The organism is Bacillus sp. EAC, from assembly GCF_002156875.1.
Lineage (GTDB): Bacteria > Bacillota > Bacilli > Bacillales > Bacillaceae_G > Gottfriedia.
Genome location: NZ_NCSY01000001.1, coordinates 148,617 through 170,094, shown reverse-complemented (window position 1 = coordinate 170,094; position 21,478 = coordinate 148,617). Strand labels below are relative to the sequence as shown.

Here is a 21,478-nt window from a genome sequence, read left to right as displayed (position 1 = left end):
CTTTTTTAACAGAGCCATTTTTAAAATAAATTTGAGGTGATTACAGTGGAGAATTTAGATAAATAGAATCAATGTATTTAATTATTTTAAAGTGAGGACACTGTAATGATGAAACCCAAATTAATTTTAGTAGAAGGTCTACCAGGCTTTGGAAAATCAACAACAGCAACATTATTAAATGAAATACTTTGTGAGATGAATTTAGAGAATGAATTATTTCTTGAAGGTGATTTAAATCATCCTGCTGATTTTGATTGCGTAGCGTATATCTCAAAAGTTGAATTAAATCAATTATTATCTGAGCATATTTTAGATTTTGATTTCTTTAAATATGTAACTGAAGATCGTGCAGGTTATTTCATTCCTTATCAATTAATAAAGAATGAACTCGGAGCTAAATTTCCAGACAAATTATTAAATATCATTAGCAAAAAGGATATTTACGATTTACCATTCAATCAAAATCAATTCCATATTGAAAATAAATGGAAAAAGTTTGCTTCAAATTCTCAACACAACGATAAAGTAATTATATTCGAATGCTGTTTTATTCAAAATCCAATCACAGTTGGGATGATAAAATACAATATTTCGAAGGATCAGGTTTTAAAGTATATTAAATCATTAGAAAATGCAGTTAAAAAATTAGATCCGTTATTAATTTATATAAATCAAGATGATTTAGAGCTTTCTTTTAATAAAGCAATTAAAGAGAGGTCAAAAGAATGGCTTGATGGTTTCATAGATTATTATTCTACACAAGAGTTTGGACAAGCAAATAATTTATCCGGCTTAAATGGGACATTTAAAATTCTTCAAGAAAGAAAAGCTTTTGAAGATGAAATTATCAAAGAGTTAAGTATTAAGAAAGAAATTGTTAATAATACTACGTATGATTTAATCAATTATAAAAGTAATTTAAAAAATATATTGAAGAAATATTTCGTTCAAAATGTTTAAAAAATGTACTTCCTACTTCTAATTTGAGGTAGGATTTTATTGTTTTCTATTGTTTACCCGGCTTAAGACATACTAAATGAAGCAAAACAGAAGCTAATAACTTTGAGATTACAAGAAAGAGTCGATTCTTTATAAGACGAAAATCACTATCCACTAATTAAATAGCATTGACTTATAAGGATAATAATATAAAGTATTAATTCTAATACATTGAATCAAATTAATATCAAAATAATTAGATAAAAAATATAAAAGAGGTTAGTAAATGAGTAAACTAGGTTTCGATGACTATTTATTAAGTAATGAAATTGTTAAAGCACTGTCAAGTTTAAATTATGAGAATCCAACAGAAGTTCAAAGTGAAGTTATACCAGTTGCTTTGAAAAGAAAAGATCTTGTAGTAAAGTCACAAACCGGAAGTGGTAAAACGGCATCTTTTGCAATACCAATTTGTGAATTAGTAGAATGGGAAGAGAATAAACCTCAAGCATTGATATTAACTCCTACTCGAGAACTTGCAGTTCAAGTAAAAGAAGATTTTACAAATATTGGCAGGTTAAAACGAATTAAAGCAACCGCAGTTTATGGAAAACATCCATTTGATAGACAAAAAATAGAACTAAAACAAAAAAACCACGTCGTAGTAGGGACACCTGGACGAGTATTAGATCATATCGAAAAAGGTACGCTAGCTTTGGAACAGATTAAATTTTTAGTTATTGACGAAGCAGATGAAATGTTAAATATGGGATTTATTGATCAAGTTGAATCGATTATAAATGAACTTCCTAGTGACAGAGTAACGATGTTATTTTCGGCTACTTTACCCGAGACTATTGAGAGTTTAAGTCATAAGTATATGAAAAATCCTATAAATATCGAGATTCATTCCTCTAGTTTAACTACAAAGAATATAGACCATTCATTATTTGAAGCAAAGGAAGAAGACAAACTCGATCTTCTAAAAGATATTACAATCACTGAAAATCCAGATAGTTGTATTATTTTTTGCAGAACGAAAGAGAGAGTTGATAATGTACTTAATCAATTAGATGATTGGGATTATCCATGTGATAAAATTCATGGAGGCATGATTCAAGAAGATCGTTTTGATGTGATGAATGATTTTAAAAAGGGGAAATTCCGCTATTTAGTTGCGACAGACGTAGCTGCAAGAGGTATTGATATCGATAATATTACACATGTTATTAATTTTGATCTTCCAATGGAAAAAGAAAGCTATGTTCATCGTACTGGTAGAACAGGTAGAGCAGGAAATACTGGGAAAGCTATAACCTTCATTACACCTTTCGAGGAGAAATTCTTAAATGAAATAGAACAATATATTGGATTCAAGTTACCTAAAAAGGATTGCCCAACAAAAGAAGAAGTTTATGCTAATAGAGCTGATTTTGAAGCAAAATTAAATGAACGTCCTAAACTTAAAAAGGACAAAAATGAACAGTTAAATCAAAACATAATGAAATTGTATTTTAATGGCGGAAAGAAGAAGAAGATAAGAGCGGTTGATTTTGTAGGAACGATAGCGAAACTAAATGGAGTTTCTGCTGAAGATATTGGCATCATTACGATTCAAGAAAATGTATCGTATGTTGATATTTTAAATGGCAAAGGTCCACTTGTATTAAGAGCCATGAAGAATACAACAATTAAAGGGAAATTATTAAAGGTACATGAAGCTATAAAGTAATTTAAAATAAGATCTTTCTATATATTATTTCCACTTAAAACCACTTTTTTATTAAAGTGGTTTTTTTCGTGACAAACGTACAATCAATAACAGTTTGTCTACATTATATATCAAGAACATTCTTTCTAATTGAAAGTGAGGTATTTTTAATGGCATCAAGTAATTGTTCCACAACTACATTAAGTTGTTGCCCAGAAAAAGTATTTGTACAAGACCAAATTTGTATTCCTTGGTCTGGAATAGGCGGTGCAGCACCTGTTAATATTCTTTTATATCAAAATAATTTTAATCAAAATATCGTAGGGACAGGTTTTATCAAATATGAAATCGGTTCTACTACTGCACCAATCGTAATTAATTTTCTAAATTCGACTGGAGGAATCATTAATACTGAGACGATTCCTTTAGGCTCAAGTTTAGCATTTACAATAAAAAGGTTTGATACGATTGTCGCAGTCATCCCAGTCGGTGCTACAGGTGAATTATTTCAGGGGGAATTTTGTATTACTGCACGATATTCTGTTTAAACAAAAAGAAATAGAGGGGATAAATCATGTGCAACAATGGAGTAGGCTGTTGTTCTACTAAAAATATTTTTCAAGATAAAGTGTGCACAACTTGGCAAGTGACTGCACCAGGTATAATTACAATTTATACAAATAATATTGCTCCTATTATATCTGCTTCTGGTTACGTGAAAAACGATGCTGTAACAGGGAATATTATTGTGAATTTTTTAAGAGTCGGCACAGTTGTTGATTCTTTTTCGGTACCTCCTCAAAGTAGTGTTGCTTTTTCAGAAAAACAATTTGATGAAATTCAAATTGATACAATAGGACTAGCAGGTGTTGTTGAAGGAGAGTTTTGCATTACAGTCCGATATTCTATGTAAGTTCATTTCAACGATCATAGTAAAATCGGTTTCTTTACTAAATAGGTAGGACTATCTAATGAAAAGAGGAGCTAATATGTCTTCCTATTTTAATATTTTTGACGATAGTGGAAATCAAATTCCATATGTAAAAGGTTTGAATTATCTGCAAATAAAGTGTACTTGTTGTAATAGTCATTATTGCAATGGATTAAATAAACTTGGGCCGACTGGGCCGACTGGACCGACTGGACCGACTGGGCCGACTGGGCCGACTGGACCGACTGGACCGACTGGACCGACTGGAGCAACAGGACCGACTGGAGCAACAGGAGCAACGGGAGCAACAGGAGCAACAGGAGCAACAGGAGCAACGGGAGCAACAGGAGCAACAGGAGTAACAGGAGCAACAGGACCGACTGGAGCAACGGGAGCAACAGGAGCAACGGGAGCAACCGGTCCAGGATTTACAACATCAGGATCAGCAGCAAATACTTCTGGTGCAGTAATTGCGATAACATTATTGAACCCAACTATGAATATTCCCTTTCCCAATGCTCAAAATTTATCAGTAGATATTACTGTGAACAATCCAACAGCTACAATTTTTACGATTAATACAACTGGGAGATATTTAATAACTTATCAAGTTTATCCTACGTTAACTTTACTTACAACTTTTCAATTATTTCGTAACGGAGTAGGGGTGGCAGGTACTCAAGTGCAGGCCGTTATCGGATTAAGTTTAATTAGTAATCAAATTATCATTAATATAACATCAGGTGATCAAATTAGAGTAACTGCATCAGCGACATTGGCAGCGACCGTAACATTGGCAGCTGGTACGACAGCTGCTACGTTAACAATTGTAAGAGTTGGTTAAAAAATTAAATAGTGACAGATAGTGACTTTCTAACGATAACTTTCTAATTTCTTAGTTAAGGAGTAAGTCACTTTTTTTTTGTAAATTTATATAATACTATATAAATTTTTTTGTTTATTATATAAAAATGTATCAAATCAAGTTTTTAATATAAATGGGGGGAAGGTTGTGAAACATAAAAAACCATTTCTGTCTAATAATTTTTGCTATGCTTTTCCTGTTCATGAACCAATTTCAATACCAGCTCCATCCCCACAGCCTTCTCCTAAAAAAGTTGATCCTCCAATTCCTATTGATTGTTGTGGAAATATTTTTATTCAAGAAAATCAAACAACACCTATTGAATTATGGAGTATAGCTGCAAACTTAATCGCTTTGACTACAGTTACTATTTATAATAGTACTAATAGCTCGGAGCCATTAAAAGTAGAAATTACAAGTAAAAATAAGTTTATTTTAACTGTCGTTCCTGGAAATACTAGCTCTTACACAACTAATTATATTCAATCAGTTAAAACCTTAACAATTGCTAATCCATTAACTTTTATAGAAGGAAAATATACAGTTGTTGGAACGATTCTAGAAGAAAAAAACATTATTTAAAATAATAAATTATGACAAAAAACCTTTCGCCATAAAAAGCGAAAGGTTTTTTAATCTGAATTAGGAAATAAATTAGGCGTACTAAATTTAGAGCCTTTACATATGATTTAAAGAGTGGTATAGTTGGTTACACAAGTAACTAACCAATTAACTAATCAGAAAAGGAAGCTGATAATGAAACCTACATTAGACGAATCACAGCCAATATTTCAACAGATTGCATCCTTGATTATGGATGAAATTATTGATGGAAGAATAAAGGAAGAGGAACAAGTTCCTTCAACAAATGAATTATCTCGCTTCTATAACATAAATCCTGCAACTGCAAGAAAAGGTCTTCAATCTTTAGTTGATAAAGAGATCATTTATAAACAAAGAGGTGTAGGTATGTTTGTAGCTAAAGGAGCGATGGAAAAATTGTTATCAGAACGAAAACAACAATTTTATGAAGAGTTTGTATCCCCTTTATTGAATGAAGCTAAACGAATTCAGCTTGATGAAGACATGGTAATTGAATTAATAAAGCGGAAAATAGATACAAAAGAGGGGGAGAAGTAAATGATTCAAGTGAAGAATTTATCTTATGGATATAATAAATCGCCAGTTTTAATTGATTTTAATTTTATTGAAATCGAGCCGAAAATCATTGGATTATGGGGAAGAAATGGTGCTGGTAAGACAACTTTAATGAGTTTACTAGCAGGGCATTTTAAACCTACACAAGGACAAATTGAAATATTGGGAAAAGAACCTTATGATAATTTAGCTGCTTTAGAAAACATTTGTTATATACAAGAGAACCATCCATTTGGGCAAAACTGGAAAATGGAAGATGTGTTAAAGTTTGGACGCTACTTTCACCCAAATTGGGATCAAAAATTTGCAGAGTACCTAATTGAATTATTTGAATTACCTTTATCTAAAAAAGTAACCAAATTTTCAAAAGGTATGAAAACTGCGACTCAGATTGTTCTAGGTTTAGCGAGTAATGCGAGTGTTACAATTCTTGATGAACCAACTAATGGATTAGACGCAGTAAAACGAAAACAATTTTATGATGTTTTATTAGAAAGCTATGAGACTAATCCACGTTTAATTTTACTTTCTACGCATCATATAGAAGAAATTCAGCCTTTATGTGAATCACTTTTAGTTGTACACAATGGTAGAGTTCTTTTAAATGAAGATATGGAAGTAATCCGTGAAAAAGGTATTATTCTTTCAGGAGACACAAGTTCTATAAAAGAAATAATTTCAAACTCAAAAGTAATTGAATCTACTAATATTAGATCCACACAAAAGGTTATGCTTGATGAAACTATTTCTAATGAATGGAAAAAAATTGCAAAAGATAACAATCTATTAATTGAAAAAGCAACATTACAAGACTATTTAATTAATGTAACAAGTCAAAATAAACTTGAGGTGGGAGAATGAATTCAAAAAATGGGACTTATCAATTAATATTTGATGACTTAAAATGGTACTTTACTATATTTTCAACGATTACAATCGGTTTAGCAGTTATCTATCTTTTAATTAGCTTAATTTTTCGTATCCCAATGAACACAGATGCTGCACTATTTGGACCAACATATGGAGGGATTTGTACATTTGCAGTAGCAGGATTAGTCATACCTTTCCAAGTTGCAATAGGATTAGGCAGTACAAGATCTCAGTTTTTAAAATCGTACAATCTAATGGCTATTTTAATGGTGATCGGAAGTATTACGTTTCTTAATTTACTTTACCTTTTAATGAATTTTCTAGCAGAAAAAGGAATAAATCGATTTCATTTTTTTCATCCAGGTTCGTTTAGTTCAGCAGATTATCATTTCTTTACTTACTATTGGATAGATTTGATGATTGGGTTTTTAATTCTAGGAATCTCTTCTTTTATCGCAGTGTTAATTCGAAGATTAGGTGTACTAAATTTTCTTTTAGTATTTGTTTTAGTAAGTATTTTGTTAACACTAACATCAATTGGTGGATATAATTCGACGATATTTACATGGATTGTCGAAAATAACATTAACGTTACTTATACGATGATCGGATTCATTGGGATTTTTCTACAATTATTAACTTTTCCTATGATGAGAAATGCACCATTAAAAATGAAAGGAAGAAAATAAAATTCCTTTTTAAATAGGAAATTACAAATAAGATGCTTAATTTTAATATGGAAGCATTAGATCAGATTTTGATAGGGGTGGGGTAGTTGAGTTATACAATTAATCCAATAGCATTTGTTAAAAATTCTAGACAAGAAATAGAAGATGATAACTGGGGCGGGGTTGTTTCGGAAATTGAATTAGTAGATCAATTGTCTGAACAATCTTTAGAAGGAATTACGGATTTTTCTCATTTAGAAATTATTTTTTACTTTGATCAAGTCACCGATGATAAAATTCAATTTAATGCACGCCATCCACGAAATAATACACACTATCCAAAAGTTGGGATATTTGCACAAAGAGGAAAAAACAGACCAAATAAACTGGGATTAACTACTGTGGAATTATTAAATCACACTGATAGAACGATAACTGTAAAAGGATTAGATGCAATAAATGGAACGCCAATTATCGATATTAAACCAGTTATGAAAGAATTTTTACCAAAAGGGGAAATAAAACAACCTGAATGGTCAAAATCCCTTATGAAAAATTACTGGGAATAAAGATAACATCTTAAATTACTATGAATAATCAACATATAAAAAAGACATCTAGCACTTTCTGATGTCTTTTTTCACTATTTTAATTTATTTCCAAAGGACGGATATTAGCTTCAATTTCTGCACGCTTTGGTTCTAGAAATGGTGGGAGAGCCAATTTTTCTCCTAATGTTTCGATTGATTCATCAACATCAAAACCAGGAGTATCAGTAGATAACTCGAATAAAATATGATTTGGTTCTCTAAAGTAAAATGCTTTAAAGTAGTAACGTTCTATTTTGCCTGAATTCATTATTCCATGAGATGAAATTTTGTCTGCCCAACGGTCGTATTCATCCTCATTAGGTACTCGGAATGCAACATGATGAACACTGCCTCGTCCTGGTCTTTCCCTCGGTAAGTCCGCCCGTGTTTCTATATGTACTTCAGCACCGGAACCACCGAGCCCTGTAGCATATACCTCAATATCTGGGTAATCTCCTTCGAGAGATGGATAAGACCCGACATGTCTGAAACCTAATACTTCCGTTAATATATTAATTGTAGGAGCAGACTCTTTAACTGTAAGTGTTACTGGACCTAATCCCAAAATACCATGTTCTACAGGTATGTCTGATTGATTCCATGGAATTCCAGGTGCTACACCAATTTCACCGTTATCTGCCACTAAATGTAAACGGGTGCCTTCGAAATCATTAAATGATAGGGTATCTCGATTAGCTCTTTTAACAATTTCATCATGGGTTACACCAAGGTTAGTAAAGCGTTCTTTCCAATAATGCAAAGATTCAGTTGAGCTAACTCGTAAAGAGGTAGAAGAAATACTTGAATGACCAGGATATGTGTGACCAATACCAGGAATATCAAAAAAGGTTATTTCAGTGCCAGGACTCCCTTTTGAATCTCCATAAAACAAATGATAACTTGAAGTATTATCCTGATTGACAGTCTTTTTTACAAGTCTCATCCCTAAAACCTTTGTAAAAAATTCATAATTCCTTTCTGCTTTTCCGGTAAGTAAAGAAATATGATGAAGCCCTAATAATTCCATCCTTATCATTCCTTTTTATTATTTTTTACTTGCTTTGATGTCATAATAATATTTAATTTTTAACCTTTTTACAATTTATTGGTATAGCACTTAAATATAAGAATATTTTATAAATTTTGAAAATGTGCTGTATTAGTAATTGCGACGGATGTGTTAAACTTAAATAAATTAAAAATTCTAAAAAATATTAGTGTTATTAAAGTGGGGGATTCGAATGTATATTGGATATCTTTTAATACTATTATCGGCTACTGCATTTGGATTAATGCCTATATTTGCAATCTATGCTTATGACCAAAATATCAGTGTTAATACATTATTATTTTTACGGTTTACGTTTGCGACAATTATCTTTTTTGGCTATTTACTAGTTAGAAAGAAATTGGTTTCAATAACTTTTAAGCAATTAGCTCTATTTTTATTGTTAGGCGGAGTCCTGTACACTTTACAATCAAGTTTTTATTTCAGTTCAGTTAAATACATACCTGCTTCATTAGCTGCGTTGTTGTTATACTTATATCCAGTATTCGTTTCGATTCTTTCTTTTTTTGTAAATAAAGAGAAACTAACAAAGACCATTATACTATCTATCTTTATTTCATTAGTAGGCATTATGTTTGTACTAGGTTCACCAACAGAAAATCCTAATATAATAGGAATTTCACTTGCGTTGGCAGCCGCAGTAGTTTATTCAATTTATATTATAGTAGGTGGACGAGTAACATTACAGTTACCGCCAATTGTAACTTGTGCATATATTACCTTATTTGCAGCAATTTCATTTTTGATCGTGGGAGTATCAACTAATTCACTTCATGTGCATTTTAGTTTAGTCGGATGGCTAGCAATTTTAAGTATTTCCATCATATCAAGTGTCATTTCTATGTTGTCTTTTTTTGCTGGAATAAAATTAATTGGTCCTACAAAGGGTTCTATTTTAAGTATGATCGAACCGGTTATCACGATACTTTTTTCTACGATTCTATTCAATGAAAGAATGAACTTACTGCAATTATTTGGAGGAACAGTTGTATTAGTTGGGGCATTTATTGTTGTGATTTCTAGTGAGAAGAAAAAGATTTCAAGGAATGAAATGGATTTTTAAGGATAATATGTTAAAATGTACAATGGAATTATTTAAACTAAAATATACATTTAATTATAATGGGCTGTACCGCAGCTCTTTTTAGTGCGTAAAGGAGATAGAAGATGTTTGAAATGTTCTTAAAAAATGGTGATAGTGTTACAATTCGAGAAGCAAAAAAAGATGACGCAAAGTCGATTATTGATTTTTATAATATTGTTGGTGGTGAAACTAACTTTCTTTCTTTTGGAAAAAATGAATTTATAAGAGACTTAATTGAATATCAAAATTTTTTGGAAAGTACTTCAAATGAAGAGAATTCAATTATTTTATTAGCATTAAAAAATAACCAAATTATTAGTATCGCATCAATAAATTCTAGTCAAAAAGAACGAACAAAACATGTTGGAACACTAGGAATCGTGGTGAAAAAAGATTATTGGGGTCTGAGTTTAGGTAAAATGTTGATGGAATATTTAATTAAATGGGCTACACAAAATAAAATTTCAAAAAAAATACAATTAACCTGTAATGAAGATAACGAAAAAGCAATCCTATTGTATAAAAATTTAGGTTTTGAAGTAGAAGGTGTTATAAAAGAAGACGTATTTATAAATGGAAAATATAATAATACCGTGATAATGGGACTATCGCTATGAAATGGAAAGTAAAAATTACTTGATATTAAAGGTGAGTTTATGATTAAAGATTTATTTCTTAATTTTTCACTATTAATTTTTTTTTCTCTTTGGATTTAATAGAATTCAAACTTTTTTACTTCAAAAGCATTTTAAAAATTATTCAATTATTGTTGGAGTAATTCACGGAATATTAGGAATCATATTAATCTATTTTGGATTTGAGGTTTATAAAAATAATATCTTAGATTTAAGACAGCTTGCTATTTTATCGGCTGCATATTTTGGTGGAATCAGGGCGACTTTAGTGACTGGAATTCTGTTGATATGTTTCCGATTATCTATTAACGGAATAAACGAAGGTTCAATAACTGCATGTATTTCGATCACAATTAATGTAATTGCAAGTGGTTTGATATCGAAATTCATTCACAAATATTGGTTAAAATGGTTTTCTATGATTCTATTTCTAATCATTTTAAGTTGTAGTTTAATGATCTACCAAAACATAATCTATTCACATACAATATTTCCTATCTTGCCACTTTATGACAGCTTTATTATTGGAGGCGGAAGTGTGATTGCCGCTTTTATTTTATTTCTAAAGAAGAGTAATGAACTCAAAAATGCATTAAAGGAAAGTGAAGAAAGATATCGTACACTTATTGAAACATCACCTGATGGAATATTTGTTCAAATTGGTGGATTTATTCAGTTAGCAAATAATAAAGCTGCGAATTTACTGGGTGCTAAACATCCTTCAGATTTGATAGGAATTTATGTATTTGATCTAATAGATACAAGTTACCGAGAAGATTCATTAAATAGGTTCGAACAGTTTATACATGGAAGTAAGAAAAGTGACCAGAAAGAAAGTAAGTATATACGCTTAGATGGAAGGTCGATTGATTTAGCTTTTTCAGGATCCAAAGTAAATTTTGAAGGTAAACCTGCAACAATGGTAGTTTTTAGAGATATTTCTGAACAAAAGAAAGCTGAACAGAAATTACAACAGGCGAATCAATTGCTACATAAATTGTCGATGAGCGACGGTTTAACTGGAATCGCAAACAGACGCTACTTTGAGGAAATCTATACGATAAGATGGGATGAGGCAATTTTATCTCAAAAACCACTTTCGATCATGCTAATTGATATCGATTCATTTAAGAAATTTAATGATACTTATGGGCATATTGAAGGTGATAATTGTTTACAAGTGGTTGCGAATGCAATTTCAATGAATTTACATCGCGAATCAGACTTTTCAGCTAGATATGGTGGAGAAGAATTTATTGGTATCTTATCAGATACTTCAGAAAAAAAAGTAATCGAAATCGCTGAAAGAATTCGTGAGAGTATTTTTGAACTTAAAATTCCAAATATTAATTCATTAACTGAACTATATGTTACAGTAAGTATTGGTGTAGCAACTTTTATTCCAAATGATTCAATGGAAAGAAAAGAAGCAATCGATGCTGCAGATAAGGCATTATACACAGCTAAAATTACAGGAAGAAATAAAGTCTTTGTTTTCAATAAAGTGGATAATGAATATTTACAAAAGCAACAATGATGGATTTCAATTTATTAAATATAGTCATGTTTAAAGCCTTATGATTAAATCACAAGGCTTTTTATAGTTTTTAGAAGCATGTAAATGAGCGTATTCGATTTGTATCTATACCAAAATATGACCAGAAGAATCCAAACCATCTATAACCTGCAACTGAATGGCGACCTATAAAAGTAGGGAAAAACCAGAATGATTCCCCGTTATTTAACCAAACAAACGTATTTCTAAATCTGCATCCTGCAATTGCCCCAGGATCTACTGCAAATAAAGTTGCTGATGGTTGAGAAGGTGTGAACGAAGGTGGTGGAGATGTAGGTTGACCACCTGACTGTCCAGGAAATCCACCAGGTTGACCGGGAAACCCACCAGGTTGACCGGGAAAACCGCCTGGTTGACCAGGAAATCCACCAGGTTGACCAGGAAATCCACCAGGTTGACCGGGAAATCCACCAGGTTGACCAGGAAATCCACCGGGTTGACCAGGGAAAACTCTATATGGAGGATAAATATCCATTATTTCAACTCCTTTAATTTAATCTTTATAAAGTATGACAATTGTTTATTCATTGTTTGGGCGAATGGTCAAATAACCAAATATTGCATAGTAAAAGAATGGTTTATTTACATAATTTGTAATTTTAAAAAAACTATATAATAATAAAATTTATGGAGGGGGCAATAATGATTAAAGTAGTACTATTTGATTTAGATGGCACTTTATTAAATCGGGATGCATCACTTTTAAACTTTATTGAACAACAATATGTACGGTTTAATTCGAATCTAAATCATATTAAAAAGGAAAAATATATTTCAAGATTTATAGAGTTAGATAGTCGCGGTTATGTTTGGAAAGATAAAGTCTTCACTCAATTGATTAATGAGTATAATTTAACGGATGTAACTATGAATGAATTACTTGATGATTATATATCTCAATTTAAACATCATTGTGTACCTTTTGATCATTTAATCACTATGTTAAAAGATTTAAAAAACAAATCTTACCATTTAGGAATTATTTCAAATGGAAGAGGAAAATTCCAACTGGATAATATAAAAGCACTGGGAATTGATCAATTTTTTGATTGTATATTAATCTCAGAAACGGAAGGTGTAAGTAAACCGAATCCAGAGATTTTCAAAAAAGCAATCGATTATTTCGATGTATTACCAGAAGAATGTGTATTTATCGGAGATCATCCAAAAAACGATTATTTTGGAGCTAAAAATGTTGGGATGTCTGTAATTTGGAAGAAAGATCTTCAATGGGGGGATTTTGAACCTGCATATTCGATTGATGATCTTTCTGACATAATTTCAATACTAGATAAAATAGCAAGTGAATAAATAAAAAAAATTGCGGTATTTCAATTGGAATATCGCATTTTTTATGTATTTTTACACTAAAACGTAATTAATTTTACTTTTAAGAGTAAAAAATGTTGATTTTTTCTGAGAATTAGAATAAATTAAAAAAGAGGAGGGGAAATATGGAAAATTTACGCTTAAACGTTGGATTATTACGTCGGAGAGTACCGAATTTAACGAGTGCAGCAAAATCTATCGGACTTCGTGCAGCGACTGTTTCAAATCTATGTACTGGTAAAATATCGATTGGCAGATCTGAAGTGAGAACATTAGTTGCACTTGCAACACTTGCTGAATGTACTTTAGACGAACTTATTATTAGAGGGGAGAAAATCGAAATGATCGAAACTGGTATTAAAACGTTAGACTTATTTGCTCCGTTAGTAAAGGGTGGTACTGTAGGACTAATTGCTAGACCTGGTATGGGACAATTAGTTGTCCTGGCTGAACTGTTTTATAAACTAAAAAACGATTCATATTTGACAATTTTATTAAGACCCGAAGGTAGATACCCCGAGATTGATGATATTATAGATGATGTTAAACATGTATGTACATCTATTGACGAAGTATATGAAATAATAGCTAGAGCTGGTAATAATATAGATGTGGCATTTGCAGCAGATCGTTCGAATGTAATAAGTGGTGATATTAATCAACTTCATCAAAAATTATCTGATATAGGAATTGAAAATGTAACTACTTTCCTAGTTGATGTAAAAGGTGGAGCAGTTGATGAGGATATTCCATATGGTCCACTAGAAACACTATGGCAGTTCGATGCAGATTTAGCTGCAAGACATAAGTACCCAGCAATCAATCCAATCTACTCAACATCCACTGTATCAGAAGATATTCATCAAGATCAAAATCACAATATAATACAAAAATCTTCTCAAAAATTACTTCGTAGATATCGAGAATTACGTTCATTCGTATCAATTCATGGATTAGACTCTTTACCAGAAAATGAAAAAACTACATTTAAACGTGGTGAATTACTCGAAGCATATTTAACGCAACCTTTTTATGTAGCAGAAACTTTTACAGGCATAAAGGGTGCCTCAGTTAGCTTACAAGATACACTTCTAGATGTCAGGAAAATATTAGATGGTGCCTTTGATTCATTTGAATTAGAAAAGATGAATTTTGTAGGTAAACTTTCTTAAAAATAAACATTGTTAATGTATATTGTTGGTATTTAAATAAAGGCTTCCTTTAATAGATTGTTTTTATCGATAGGTTGCATAAAGAAGACGACCGATAAATTAGGAAGTTGATTGGAACGTAAGGTGTGGGACTCCTGTAGCATTTTGCGGGAATATTTTGGCTCATAGTGAGGCTTTTGAAGTGATAATTAACAATTCTTCTAACAAATCATAAAAGTAAAAAAAGTGTGATACCTAAGAGTGTCACACTTTTTCCCATAAAAAATTTTCCATTTAAAGAATATTAATGAGTTTTAGATATAGTTATTTAGCAAAATAATTAAGAAATAATTAAGAAATGGATAAGATGCAATTAAGGAAAAATGATTAAACTAATAATAGCTTTAATTCAAAGAGTAATAGAAAATTGACGATAATTATATTGTCAAAACACTTAATTACACTTTAAGAAAGTTGGAAATGAACTTGTCCATCCGAAAACGATTAATCATATCGAATATCGCAATGATTTTGATTCCAATAGTTTCATTTATCATTATAGAAATACTATTAGGTGTTTTCTATTTTAATGGTATAGAAAAAAGACCAATTGGTCCACCGCAACATGTTTTTTATTTTTTACGTTTTGGACTGATCATTCCAATCTTTGCAATTACAAATGGATTATTATCCTATTTCGTATCCAGAAGTATTCTGAAACCAGTAAAAAAATTAAATGAAGCTGCATTGAACATTAGTGAAGGGAATCTTGACTTTCAGATTACACCTTTGAATAATGATGAATTAGGTAAATTAGCTATCCGTTTTGAAGAGATGAGAAAAAATTTAAAGCACGCATCTGATGTTCAGAAAAAATATGAAAATAATCGGAAAGAATTGATTGCAAATATTTCTCATGATTTAAAAACACCAATAACATCGATAAAAGGTTATGTTGAGGGCATAAGGGACGGTGTTGCGAACTCACCCGAAAAATTAGACCGTTATCTCCAAACAATCTATACAAAAACAATTGACATGGACCATTTAATAAATGAATTATTTTTATTCTCTAAGCTTGATTTGAATCGGATACCTTTTGATTTAGAAGAAGTGGATTTACATAATTATTTGGTAGATATAATCGAAGAACTTCAATTTGACTTAGAAAAAGAGAATATTTCAGTCTTATATGAAAATAAAATGGAGACAAAACATACGACAGTATTGTTAGACCGAGAGCAATTAAAAAGAGCTTTTACCAATATAGTTCAAAATAGTTTAAAATATATGGATAAAGAACATAAACAATTAGAAGTAAGTTTAAATGAACAGAAAGATTTTATTTTAGTAAAAATTAAAGATAATGGAATAGGAATTATAAACGAAGCAGTTCCTTATATTTTTGATCGGTTTTATCGAGCAGATCCTTCAAGAAATGCTTCTACTGGAGGTACAGGGTTGGGACTTGCAATTACCAAACTAATCGTAGAGGAGCATGGCGGAGAAATTTGGGCTGAAAGCAAATTAGGTGAACAAACTATTATTCAATTTACACTTAAAAAAGGACCAGCTAATAAGGAGATTAAATGAGCAATATTTTAATTATAGAAGATGATATTAGCATAGCAGAACTACAAAGAGACTATCTTGAAATTAGTGGATTTTCAGTTGAAATCATTTCTAACGGTAAAATTGGGTTACATAAATCATTAAACGAAAATTATGATTTAATTTTATTGGATTTAATGCTTCCAGAAGTAAACGGGTTTGAAATTTGTAAAAGAATTAGAGAGTCTAAAAATATTCCTGTATTAATCGTTTCAGCAAAAACGGAAGACATTGATAAAATAAGAGGATTTGGTTTAGGAGCAGATGATTTTATTGTAAAACCTTTTAGTCCGAGTGAATTAGTCGCTAGAGTAAAAGCACATCTTTCAAGATACAAACGATTTACAAGTAACGAACAAAGTAATGATGTATTACAAGTTAGAGGATTAACTGTTAACAAAGAATCAAGACAGGTTTTTGTAGAAGGGATAGAAAAAATTTTCACTACAAAAGAATTTAATTTACTATCTTTTTTGGCCTCCAACCCGAATAAAGTTTTTAGTAAAGAGCATTTATTCGATCGAATATGGGGATTTGATACGATTGGTGATAACTCAACTGTAACAGTTCATATTCGTAAAATACGAGAAAAAATCGAGAAGGATCCATCAAATCCAAAATATATTGAAACAGTTTGGGGAGCAGGATATCGATTTAAATTATAAAAAAATCGTTAAACGATGTTTAACGATTTTTTTTATTTGCTCATATCGAAATGATTGCTGTATTATAAAAAGTTTTATTAAAGGATAAGTTCAGAGCTCAGAGATTATTTAAGAAAAATTTAAGGATTTAATAATAGTTGTTTTATATATAGCCTCTATGATTAGAAATAGATAAAAATTGAGAATTATTATGGAGGAAAGATATAGTGGCTAAAAAAATCAATTTAACGAAGAAAAATATTTTAGTAAGTATTCATGTAATTGCAATATGTGCTTGGTTTGGTGGCACGTTAAGTCTATTGCTTTTAGGTTTCTATTTAAAAAATGCTCATAATGGAGATCAGTTAATTTATACATTATCAAGCATGCATGTAATCGATGAGAATTTACTTAAATATCCTGCACTTGCGACTCTGATTACTGGCATTCTATTATCAATTTGGACGCAGTGGGGTTTAGTAAAATATTATTGGGTGGTCATTAAACTTGTATTAACGATCTTGATCATTTTACTTGGAATCTTTTTCATTAATGATTGGTTTTTATTTCTTGTAGAAACAGCTCATAATTTAGGAATAAAAGCATTAGATAATCAACAGTTTAATACTAAGTGGTTATCAATTATTATTACCGGGCTCTTTAATTTAGTATGTATGTGTTTTATGACTGTTATTACTTATTTTAAGCCTTTCGGAAAAATTAAAAAGAAAAAGGCTACAAATCCTAACGGTTATTAATAGAACTATCAAAAATTTAGCATTATTTGAAGCAATACTTTTCGTATTGCTTTTTTTATTTGGCTGTTTTCGTAGATATTGTTGCAATTTGAGAATGTGTTAGTTGATTTCAACTCCAGGATGCTACGTTTCCGTGGGGCGTGAGCTGAGCCTCTTTGGCCCACACGATGTAGGTCATGCATGCGTTACGACAGGACGTCTTGGTATTAGCATGCCTACCTTTTTGATCACTGTGGGGTCTCAGCCTTCCTGCTACTCCCACAGGAGTCTCGCATATCCGTACCAATCAACTTCTTTCTAGAAAGTTATTAAACCTAAAAGCAACAAACTTTTAGAAAAGAGCCTTTTATTTAGTTTTTAATCTTTATTAATGTATTTATTTGATATTTATATGAAGGCCTCCTTTAAAGGATTGTTATAATTGTCAGGTAGATCTAAGAAGACAATCGATTATAATAAAAAGTAGATTGGAGCAAAAGGAGTTAGACTCTTGTGCGAGATGGGGGAATGAGCAACCTACACAAGGCTCAGCGCACTCCAAAAGGAAAGTGAATATCCTGAAAGTGGCTATCAGCAATCTTTAATATCGAAGAAATTATTTAAATAAAATGTGCATATTTTCATAAAAAAAAATAAAAACTTTTATAATGTCGAGTATTTATTTAACAAAAAATATCATTAGAAGTAATATGACATTTGTCATATTTATCGTATGACGCATGATACTACCGCAGTAAAAATTAACAGTTATAATTAAGATTACATATTATTACTTAGTAATAAAACATAAGGAAGGAATAATTAAATGTCACAACTAAACCAAAAGAACTTACGTAAACAAATCATCCCTTATGAAAAATCAAATCTAAAAGCAAGTATTTGGCAAATGATCAATACTTTCATTCCATTTATCGTTTTATGGATTCTTGCTTATAAAAGCATTTCAACATCTATACTATTAACTTTACTATTTGACTTAGGCGCAGCATTATTTTTGATTCGAATCTTCATTATTTTCCATGATTGTTGTCATCAATCATTTTTCAAAAATAAAACAGCTAATAAAATTTTAGGAACAATTACAGGTATCATAACGTTATTTCCATTTAGTCAATGGAAACACAGTCACTCAATTCATCATGCAACAAGTAGTAACTTAGATAAAAGAGGTATTGGTGATATGTGGGTTTTAACTGTAGATGAGTATATTGCAGCATCTACTTGGACTAAGTTTTCATATAGACTATATCGAAATCCATTAATTATGTTTGGACTAGGACCGATTTATATTGTATTAATTACGAATCGATTTAATACAAAAAATGCTAAGACGAAAGAACGTCTAAACACTTACATTACGAATATTGCGATTATTGGATTATCTGCATTATTTTGTTGGCAATTAGGATGGGAAAACTTTTTACTTGTTGAAGGACCGATCTTTTTCGTTTCAGCAGCATTAGGTATTTGGTTATTTTATGTACAACACCAATTTGAAGATACGTATTTTGAGGAAGATGAAAATTGGGATTATGTAAAAGCAGCTGTAGAAGGAAGTTCATTCTATAAACTTCCAAAAATTCTACAGTGGGTTACTGGAAATATTGGATATCACCATGTTCATCATTTAAGTCCAAGAGTACCGAATTATCACTTAGAGGATGTTCATAATAATACTCTTCCACTTCAAAACGTTCCTACAATTACACTTAAAACAAGTTTAACTTCATTGAGATTCAAATTGTGGGATGAAGAAAACAAAAAGTTTATCGGATTTAAAGATTTAAAATCATTTTATAAAGTAAACCGTGAAAGTTCAGACACTGTCTGAGCTTTTACTTTATAATTTGGGCCGTTTTTAAAAAAATTGTTGTTTTTAAAACCATATTATTATCTGTGGATTTGATTGGAACAGTTAATTGCTATGCTAGAAAGAAAAATCAACTAATTTCAACGTTAGTTTTAGAAAAATAGCCAATTCGAGTAAATTATGAAATTAACAAATAACAAATATGCTAAAATTGTATGTAAGATAGTTAAATTTTCCAAATAAAAAATGAGGTTTAATTATGATAAAAACGTATTTGTCATTCCTGAAAAGTACGGGAATTTCACCGTATATCTGGACAGTATTATCCATTTTACCGTTTTATTTTATTTATTTATCTTCTCAATCAACAATTTACGATATAGTCGGTGTATTTCTATCAATCACTTTCTTTATTTTATACCGATTTGCATACACTTCCAAAGGGTGGTCAATTTATATTTGGTCTCCGATTTTGATAAGTATTTCAATCGTGATGACAGTATTGTTTAGTTATGTTTACTTTGCTTTTTTTAACGCCTATCTAATAGGGAACAAAAAGAACAGAGTTACATTTTTGACTCTTTATATTTTACATTTAGTCATCACAACAGTTTCAATAAACATAACGATTATACTTCAAGAAGATTTTATGATTAAGCAACTGCCTTTTGTCGTTATTACATGGATTAGTGTAATTTTGTTACCTTTTAGTATACATAGTCGAAATGAGAGAGGTCAGCTAGAGGAAAAACTAGTAGATGCAAACAAACGAATTTCCGATTTAGTTAAACTTGAAGAAAGACAGAGGATTGCACGTGATTTACATGATACGCTCGGTCAAAAGCTTTCGTTAATTGGTTTAAAAAGTGACTTGGCTCGAAAGTTAATTTCAAAGGATCCTGAACAAGCCCAAAATGAGTTAAGGGATGTTCAACAAACTGCTCGAACCGCGTTAAATGAGGTGAGAAAGATTGTATCTCAAATGCGTGGAATCAGAATAAAGGATGAAATCATACGTATAAAACAACTTTTACTTGCTGCGGAAATCGAATTCGAAACTCCAGACGAACTTACACTTTCAAATGTTTCTTTACTAACTGAAAATATTGTTAGTATGTGTTTAAAAGAGGCTGTTACAAATGTTGTAAAACATAGCAGAGCTACAAAATGTCAAATTTTAATAAATCAAACAAGGAACGAAATTGTAATTAGCGTAAAAGATAATGGAATAGGATGCACTTCAATAGGGAATTTTTCGAAAGGTTATGGCTTGATTGGTATGAAGGAGAGACTAGAATTTGTTAACGGAACACTTGATGTTGTCAGTGGAGAAGGGACCACATTAATAATGATGGTACCGATTGATGTTAAACAAATTGAGAAGGAGGAGCTTAAATGATTCGAATAGTTATAGCTGAAGACCAGCGAATGCTGTTAGGAGCCTTAGGTTCCTTACTAAATCTAGAAGATGATATGGAAGTTGTTGGAAAAGCGACTGATGGGGAAGAAGCTATATCACTTGTAAAGAGTTTACAACCAGACATTTGTATAATGGATATTGAAATGCCTGGAAAGACCGGGTTAGATGCTGCAGAAGAACTTAAATCTTATGATTGCAAAGTTATAATTTTGACTACGTTTGCTCGTTCTGGTTATTTTCAAAGGGCACTTAAAGCAGGTGTGAAGGGGTATTTATTAAAAGATAGTCCTAGCGACGAACTTGCGAGTTCAATCCGAAGCATTATCGGAGGGAAACGTATTTATGCACCTGAGCTAATGGATGATGTCTATAGTGAAGGAAATCCTTTAACAGAACGTGAAAAGGAAGTTTTGGAATTAGTTGCAGACGGAATGAATACACAAGAAATAGCTGATCAATTAAGTCTTAAAACAGGTACCGTTAGAAATTATATTTCAATGATTCTAGATAAACTCGAAGTAAAAAACAGAATTGAAGCGATAAAGCAGTCGAAAGAAAAAGGCTGGTTTAAATAATATAAATTCACTAATAGCTTAAATTTAAAATAGATTAACAAAAAAACTGTTCAAGCTTGAACAGTTTTTTCGCTTTTAAATATG

The 21,478-nt window shown here is 31.0% G+C and carries 23 protein-coding genes; 21 read left to right on the top strand and 2 right to left on the bottom strand.

Annotated features, from left to right (window positions below):
• Nucleotides 1–108: 108 nt before the first annotated feature.
• The 10 genes from B7R65_RS00715 (at nucleotide 109) to B7R65_RS00670 (ending at nucleotide 7,711) form a co-directional block, all read left to right on the top strand.
• Entirely contained in the window at nucleotides 109–960 is an 852-nt protein-coding gene (locus B7R65_RS00715) for a P-loop NTPase family protein (RefSeq protein ID WP_088041275.1), read from the top strand.
• Nucleotides 961–1,225: 265 nt separating this feature from the next.
• On the top strand, nucleotides 1,226–2,671 hold the full coding sequence (locus B7R65_RS00710) for a DEAD/DEAH box helicase (RefSeq protein WP_088040790.1): 1,446 nt from the start codon (nucleotides 1,226–1,228) through the stop codon (nucleotides 2,669–2,671).
• 68 nt (nucleotides 2,672–2,739) lie between these two features.
• Entirely contained in the window at nucleotides 2,740–3,198 is a 459-nt protein-coding gene (locus B7R65_RS00705) for a DUF3992 domain-containing protein (RefSeq protein ID WP_256941106.1), read from the top strand.
• 26 nt (nucleotides 3,199–3,224) lie between these two features.
• Entirely contained in the window at nucleotides 3,225–3,563 is a 339-nt protein-coding gene (locus B7R65_RS00700; protein WP_088040786.1) for a DUF3992 domain-containing protein, read from the top strand.
• A gap of 58 nt (nucleotides 3,564–3,621) precedes the next feature.
• Nucleotides 3,622–4,425, top strand: a complete 804-nt coding sequence (locus tag B7R65_RS00695; protein ID WP_088040784.1) for a BclA C-terminal domain-containing protein — start codon at nucleotides 3,622–3,624, stop codon at nucleotides 4,423–4,425.
• 168 nt (nucleotides 4,426–4,593) lie between these two features.
• Nucleotides 4,594–5,028: an S-Ena type endospore appendage gene (locus B7R65_RS00690; RefSeq protein ID WP_088040782.1), complete on the top strand. Its 435-nt coding sequence runs from the start codon at nucleotides 4,594–4,596 to the stop codon at nucleotides 5,026–5,028.
• Nucleotides 5,029–5,202: 174 nt separating this feature from the next.
• Complete coding sequence (locus tag B7R65_RS00685; RefSeq protein ID WP_088040779.1) at nucleotides 5,203–5,586, top strand: GntR family transcriptional regulator; 384 nt, start codon at nucleotides 5,203–5,205, stop codon at nucleotides 5,584–5,586.
• Nucleotides 5,587–6,465 carry an ATP-binding cassette domain-containing protein gene (locus B7R65_RS00680; protein WP_088040778.1) on the top strand — a complete coding sequence of 293 codons (879 nt, stop codon included), beginning with the start codon at nucleotides 5,587–5,589 and terminating at the stop codon, nucleotides 6,463–6,465.
• Nucleotides 6,462–7,163, top strand: a complete 702-nt coding sequence (locus tag B7R65_RS00675) for a hypothetical protein (RefSeq protein WP_088040775.1) — start codon at nucleotides 6,462–6,464, stop codon at nucleotides 7,161–7,163. Before B7R65_RS00680 ends, B7R65_RS00675 begins: the two co-directional genes overlap by 4 nt.
• Nucleotides 7,164–7,249: 86 nt before the next feature.
• On the top strand, nucleotides 7,250–7,711 hold the full coding sequence (locus B7R65_RS00670; RefSeq protein WP_088040774.1) for an SAM-dependent methyltransferase: 462 nt from the start codon (nucleotides 7,250–7,252) through the stop codon (nucleotides 7,709–7,711).
• A 79-nt stretch (nucleotides 7,712–7,790) separates the two neighbouring features.
• Here B7R65_RS00670 and B7R65_RS00665 read toward each other — a convergent pair whose 3' ends face one another.
• Nucleotides 7,791–8,759 (bottom strand): ring-cleaving dioxygenase, encoded by a 969-nt coding sequence (locus B7R65_RS00665; RefSeq protein ID WP_088040773.1) that lies wholly within the window; start codon nucleotides 8,757–8,759, stop codon nucleotides 7,791–7,793.
• Between the two features lie 214 nt (nucleotides 8,760–8,973).
• Here B7R65_RS00665 and B7R65_RS00660 point away from each other — a divergent pair, with 214 nt between their 5' ends.
• The 3 genes from B7R65_RS00660 to B7R65_RS00650 all read left to right on the top strand — a co-directional run bounded on the left by B7R65_RS00660 (nucleotide 8,974) and on the right by B7R65_RS00650 (nucleotide 12,057).
• The gene (locus tag B7R65_RS00660) at nucleotides 8,974–9,864 is read left to right on the top strand and encodes a DMT family transporter (RefSeq protein WP_088040771.1); all 891 of its coding nucleotides are present in this window, start codon (nucleotides 8,974–8,976) and stop codon (nucleotides 9,862–9,864) included.
• A 104-nt stretch (nucleotides 9,865–9,968) separates the two neighbouring features.
• The gene (locus B7R65_RS00655; RefSeq protein ID WP_088040768.1) at nucleotides 9,969–10,502 is read left to right on the top strand and encodes a GNAT family N-acetyltransferase; all 534 of its coding nucleotides are present in this window, start codon (nucleotides 9,969–9,971) and stop codon (nucleotides 10,500–10,502) included.
• Between the two features lie 103 nt (nucleotides 10,503–10,605).
• The gene (locus B7R65_RS00650) at nucleotides 10,606–12,057 is read left to right on the top strand and encodes a diguanylate cyclase (protein ID WP_256941134.1); all 1,452 of its coding nucleotides are present in this window, start codon (nucleotides 10,606–10,608) and stop codon (nucleotides 12,055–12,057) included.
• 70 nt (nucleotides 12,058–12,127) lie between these two features.
• Here the strand turns inward: B7R65_RS00650 and B7R65_RS00645 are convergent, their stop codons facing one another.
• Nucleotides 12,128–12,571 carry a transporter gene (locus tag B7R65_RS00645; protein WP_088040765.1) on the bottom strand — a complete coding sequence of 148 codons (444 nt, stop codon included), beginning with the start codon at nucleotides 12,569–12,571 and terminating at the stop codon, nucleotides 12,128–12,130.
• A gap of 167 nt (nucleotides 12,572–12,738) precedes the next feature.
• Between B7R65_RS00645 and B7R65_RS00640 the strand changes: the two genes are divergently transcribed.
• The 8 genes from B7R65_RS00640 (at nucleotide 12,739) to B7R65_RS00605 (ending at nucleotide 21,394) form a co-directional block, all read left to right on the top strand.
• Nucleotides 12,739–13,407, top strand: a complete 669-nt coding sequence (locus tag B7R65_RS00640) for an HAD family hydrolase (protein WP_088040763.1) — start codon at nucleotides 12,739–12,741, stop codon at nucleotides 13,405–13,407.
• 143 nt (nucleotides 13,408–13,550) lie between these two features.
• Nucleotides 13,551–14,597, top strand: coding sequence for an ATP synthase beta subunit C-terminal domain-containing protein (locus B7R65_RS00635; RefSeq protein WP_088040761.1), 1,047 nt, complete (start codon nucleotides 13,551–13,553; stop codon nucleotides 14,595–14,597).
• A gap of 459 nt (nucleotides 14,598–15,056) precedes the next feature.
• Nucleotides 15,057–16,169 carry a sensor histidine kinase gene (locus tag B7R65_RS00630; protein ID WP_256941105.1) on the top strand — a complete coding sequence of 371 codons (1,113 nt, stop codon included), beginning with the start codon at nucleotides 15,057–15,059 and terminating at the stop codon, nucleotides 16,167–16,169.
• Complete coding sequence (locus tag B7R65_RS00625) at nucleotides 16,166–16,852, top strand: response regulator transcription factor (protein ID WP_088040757.1); 687 nt, start codon at nucleotides 16,166–16,168, stop codon at nucleotides 16,850–16,852. Before B7R65_RS00630 ends, B7R65_RS00625 begins: the two co-directional genes overlap by 4 nt.
• A 206-nt stretch (nucleotides 16,853–17,058) precedes the next feature.
• A complete protein-coding gene (locus B7R65_RS00620; protein WP_088040755.1) occupies nucleotides 17,059–17,589 on the top strand; it encodes a hypothetical protein in 531 nt (176 codons plus the stop codon).
• Between the two features lie 805 nt (nucleotides 17,590–18,394).
• Entirely contained in the window at nucleotides 18,395–19,420 is a 1,026-nt protein-coding gene (gene desA / locus B7R65_RS00615; protein ID WP_088040753.1) for a Delta(5) desaturase DesA, read from the top strand.
• A 238-nt stretch (nucleotides 19,421–19,658) separates the two neighbouring features.
• A complete protein-coding gene (locus tag B7R65_RS00610; RefSeq protein ID WP_179194720.1) occupies nucleotides 19,659–20,798 on the top strand; it encodes a sensor histidine kinase in 1,140 nt (379 codons plus the stop codon).
• A complete protein-coding gene (locus tag B7R65_RS00605) occupies nucleotides 20,795–21,394 on the top strand; it encodes a response regulator transcription factor (protein ID WP_088040751.1) in 600 nt (199 codons plus the stop codon). The genes B7R65_RS00610 and B7R65_RS00605 overlap by 4 nt, the downstream gene beginning before the upstream one ends.
• Nucleotides 21,395–21,478: the final 84 nt, after the last annotated feature.

Bases quoted from the DNA above. Each gene is read 5' to 3' on its own strand.
- B7R65_RS00605 (WP_088040751.1), top strand. From the start codon at position 20,795: ATGATTCGAATAGTTATAGCTGAAGACCAGCGAATGCTGTTAGGAGCC.
- B7R65_RS00645 (WP_088040765.1), bottom strand. From the start codon at position 12,571: ATGGATATTTATCCTCCATATAGAGTTTTCCCTGGTCAACCCGGTGGA.
- B7R65_RS00660 (WP_088040771.1), top strand. From the start codon at position 8,974: ATGTATATTGGATATCTTTTAATACTATTATCGGCTACTGCATTTGGA.
- B7R65_RS00665 (WP_088040773.1), bottom strand. From the start codon at position 8,759: ATGGAATTATTAGGGCTTCATCATATTTCTTTACTTACCGGAAAAGCA.
- B7R65_RS00625 (WP_088040757.1), top strand. From the start codon at position 16,166: ATGAGCAATATTTTAATTATAGAAGATGATATTAGCATAGCAGAACTA.
- B7R65_RS00700 (WP_088040786.1), top strand. From the start codon at position 3,225: ATGTGCAACAATGGAGTAGGCTGTTGTTCTACTAAAAATATTTTTCAA.
- B7R65_RS00710 (WP_088040790.1), top strand. From the start codon at position 1,226: ATGAGTAAACTAGGTTTCGATGACTATTTATTAAGTAATGAAATTGTT.
- B7R65_RS00680 (WP_088040778.1), top strand. From the start codon at position 5,587: ATGATTCAAGTGAAGAATTTATCTTATGGATATAATAAATCGCCAGTT.
- B7R65_RS00695 (WP_088040784.1), top strand. From the start codon at position 3,622: ATGAAAAGAGGAGCTAATATGTCTTCCTATTTTAATATTTTTGACGAT.
- B7R65_RS00675 (WP_088040775.1), top strand. From the start codon at position 6,462: ATGAATTCAAAAAATGGGACTTATCAATTAATATTTGATGACTTAAAA.
- B7R65_RS00635 (WP_088040761.1), top strand. From the start codon at position 13,551: ATGGAAAATTTACGCTTAAACGTTGGATTATTACGTCGGAGAGTACCG.
- B7R65_RS00655 (WP_088040768.1), top strand. From the start codon at position 9,969: ATGTTTGAAATGTTCTTAAAAAATGGTGATAGTGTTACAATTCGAGAA.
- B7R65_RS00715 (WP_088041275.1), top strand. From the start codon at position 109: ATGAAACCCAAATTAATTTTAGTAGAAGGTCTACCAGGCTTTGGAAAA.
- B7R65_RS00630 (WP_256941105.1), top strand. From the start codon at position 15,057: ATGAACTTGTCCATCCGAAAACGATTAATCATATCGAATATCGCAATG.
- desA (WP_088040753.1), top strand. From the start codon at position 18,395: ATGTCACAACTAAACCAAAAGAACTTACGTAAACAAATCATCCCTTAT.
- B7R65_RS00685 (WP_088040779.1), top strand. From the start codon at position 5,203: ATGAAACCTACATTAGACGAATCACAGCCAATATTTCAACAGATTGCA.
- B7R65_RS00640 (WP_088040763.1), top strand. From the start codon at position 12,739: ATGATTAAAGTAGTACTATTTGATTTAGATGGCACTTTATTAAATCGG.
- B7R65_RS00610 (WP_179194720.1), top strand. From the start codon at position 19,659: ATGATAAAAACGTATTTGTCATTCCTGAAAAGTACGGGAATTTCACCG.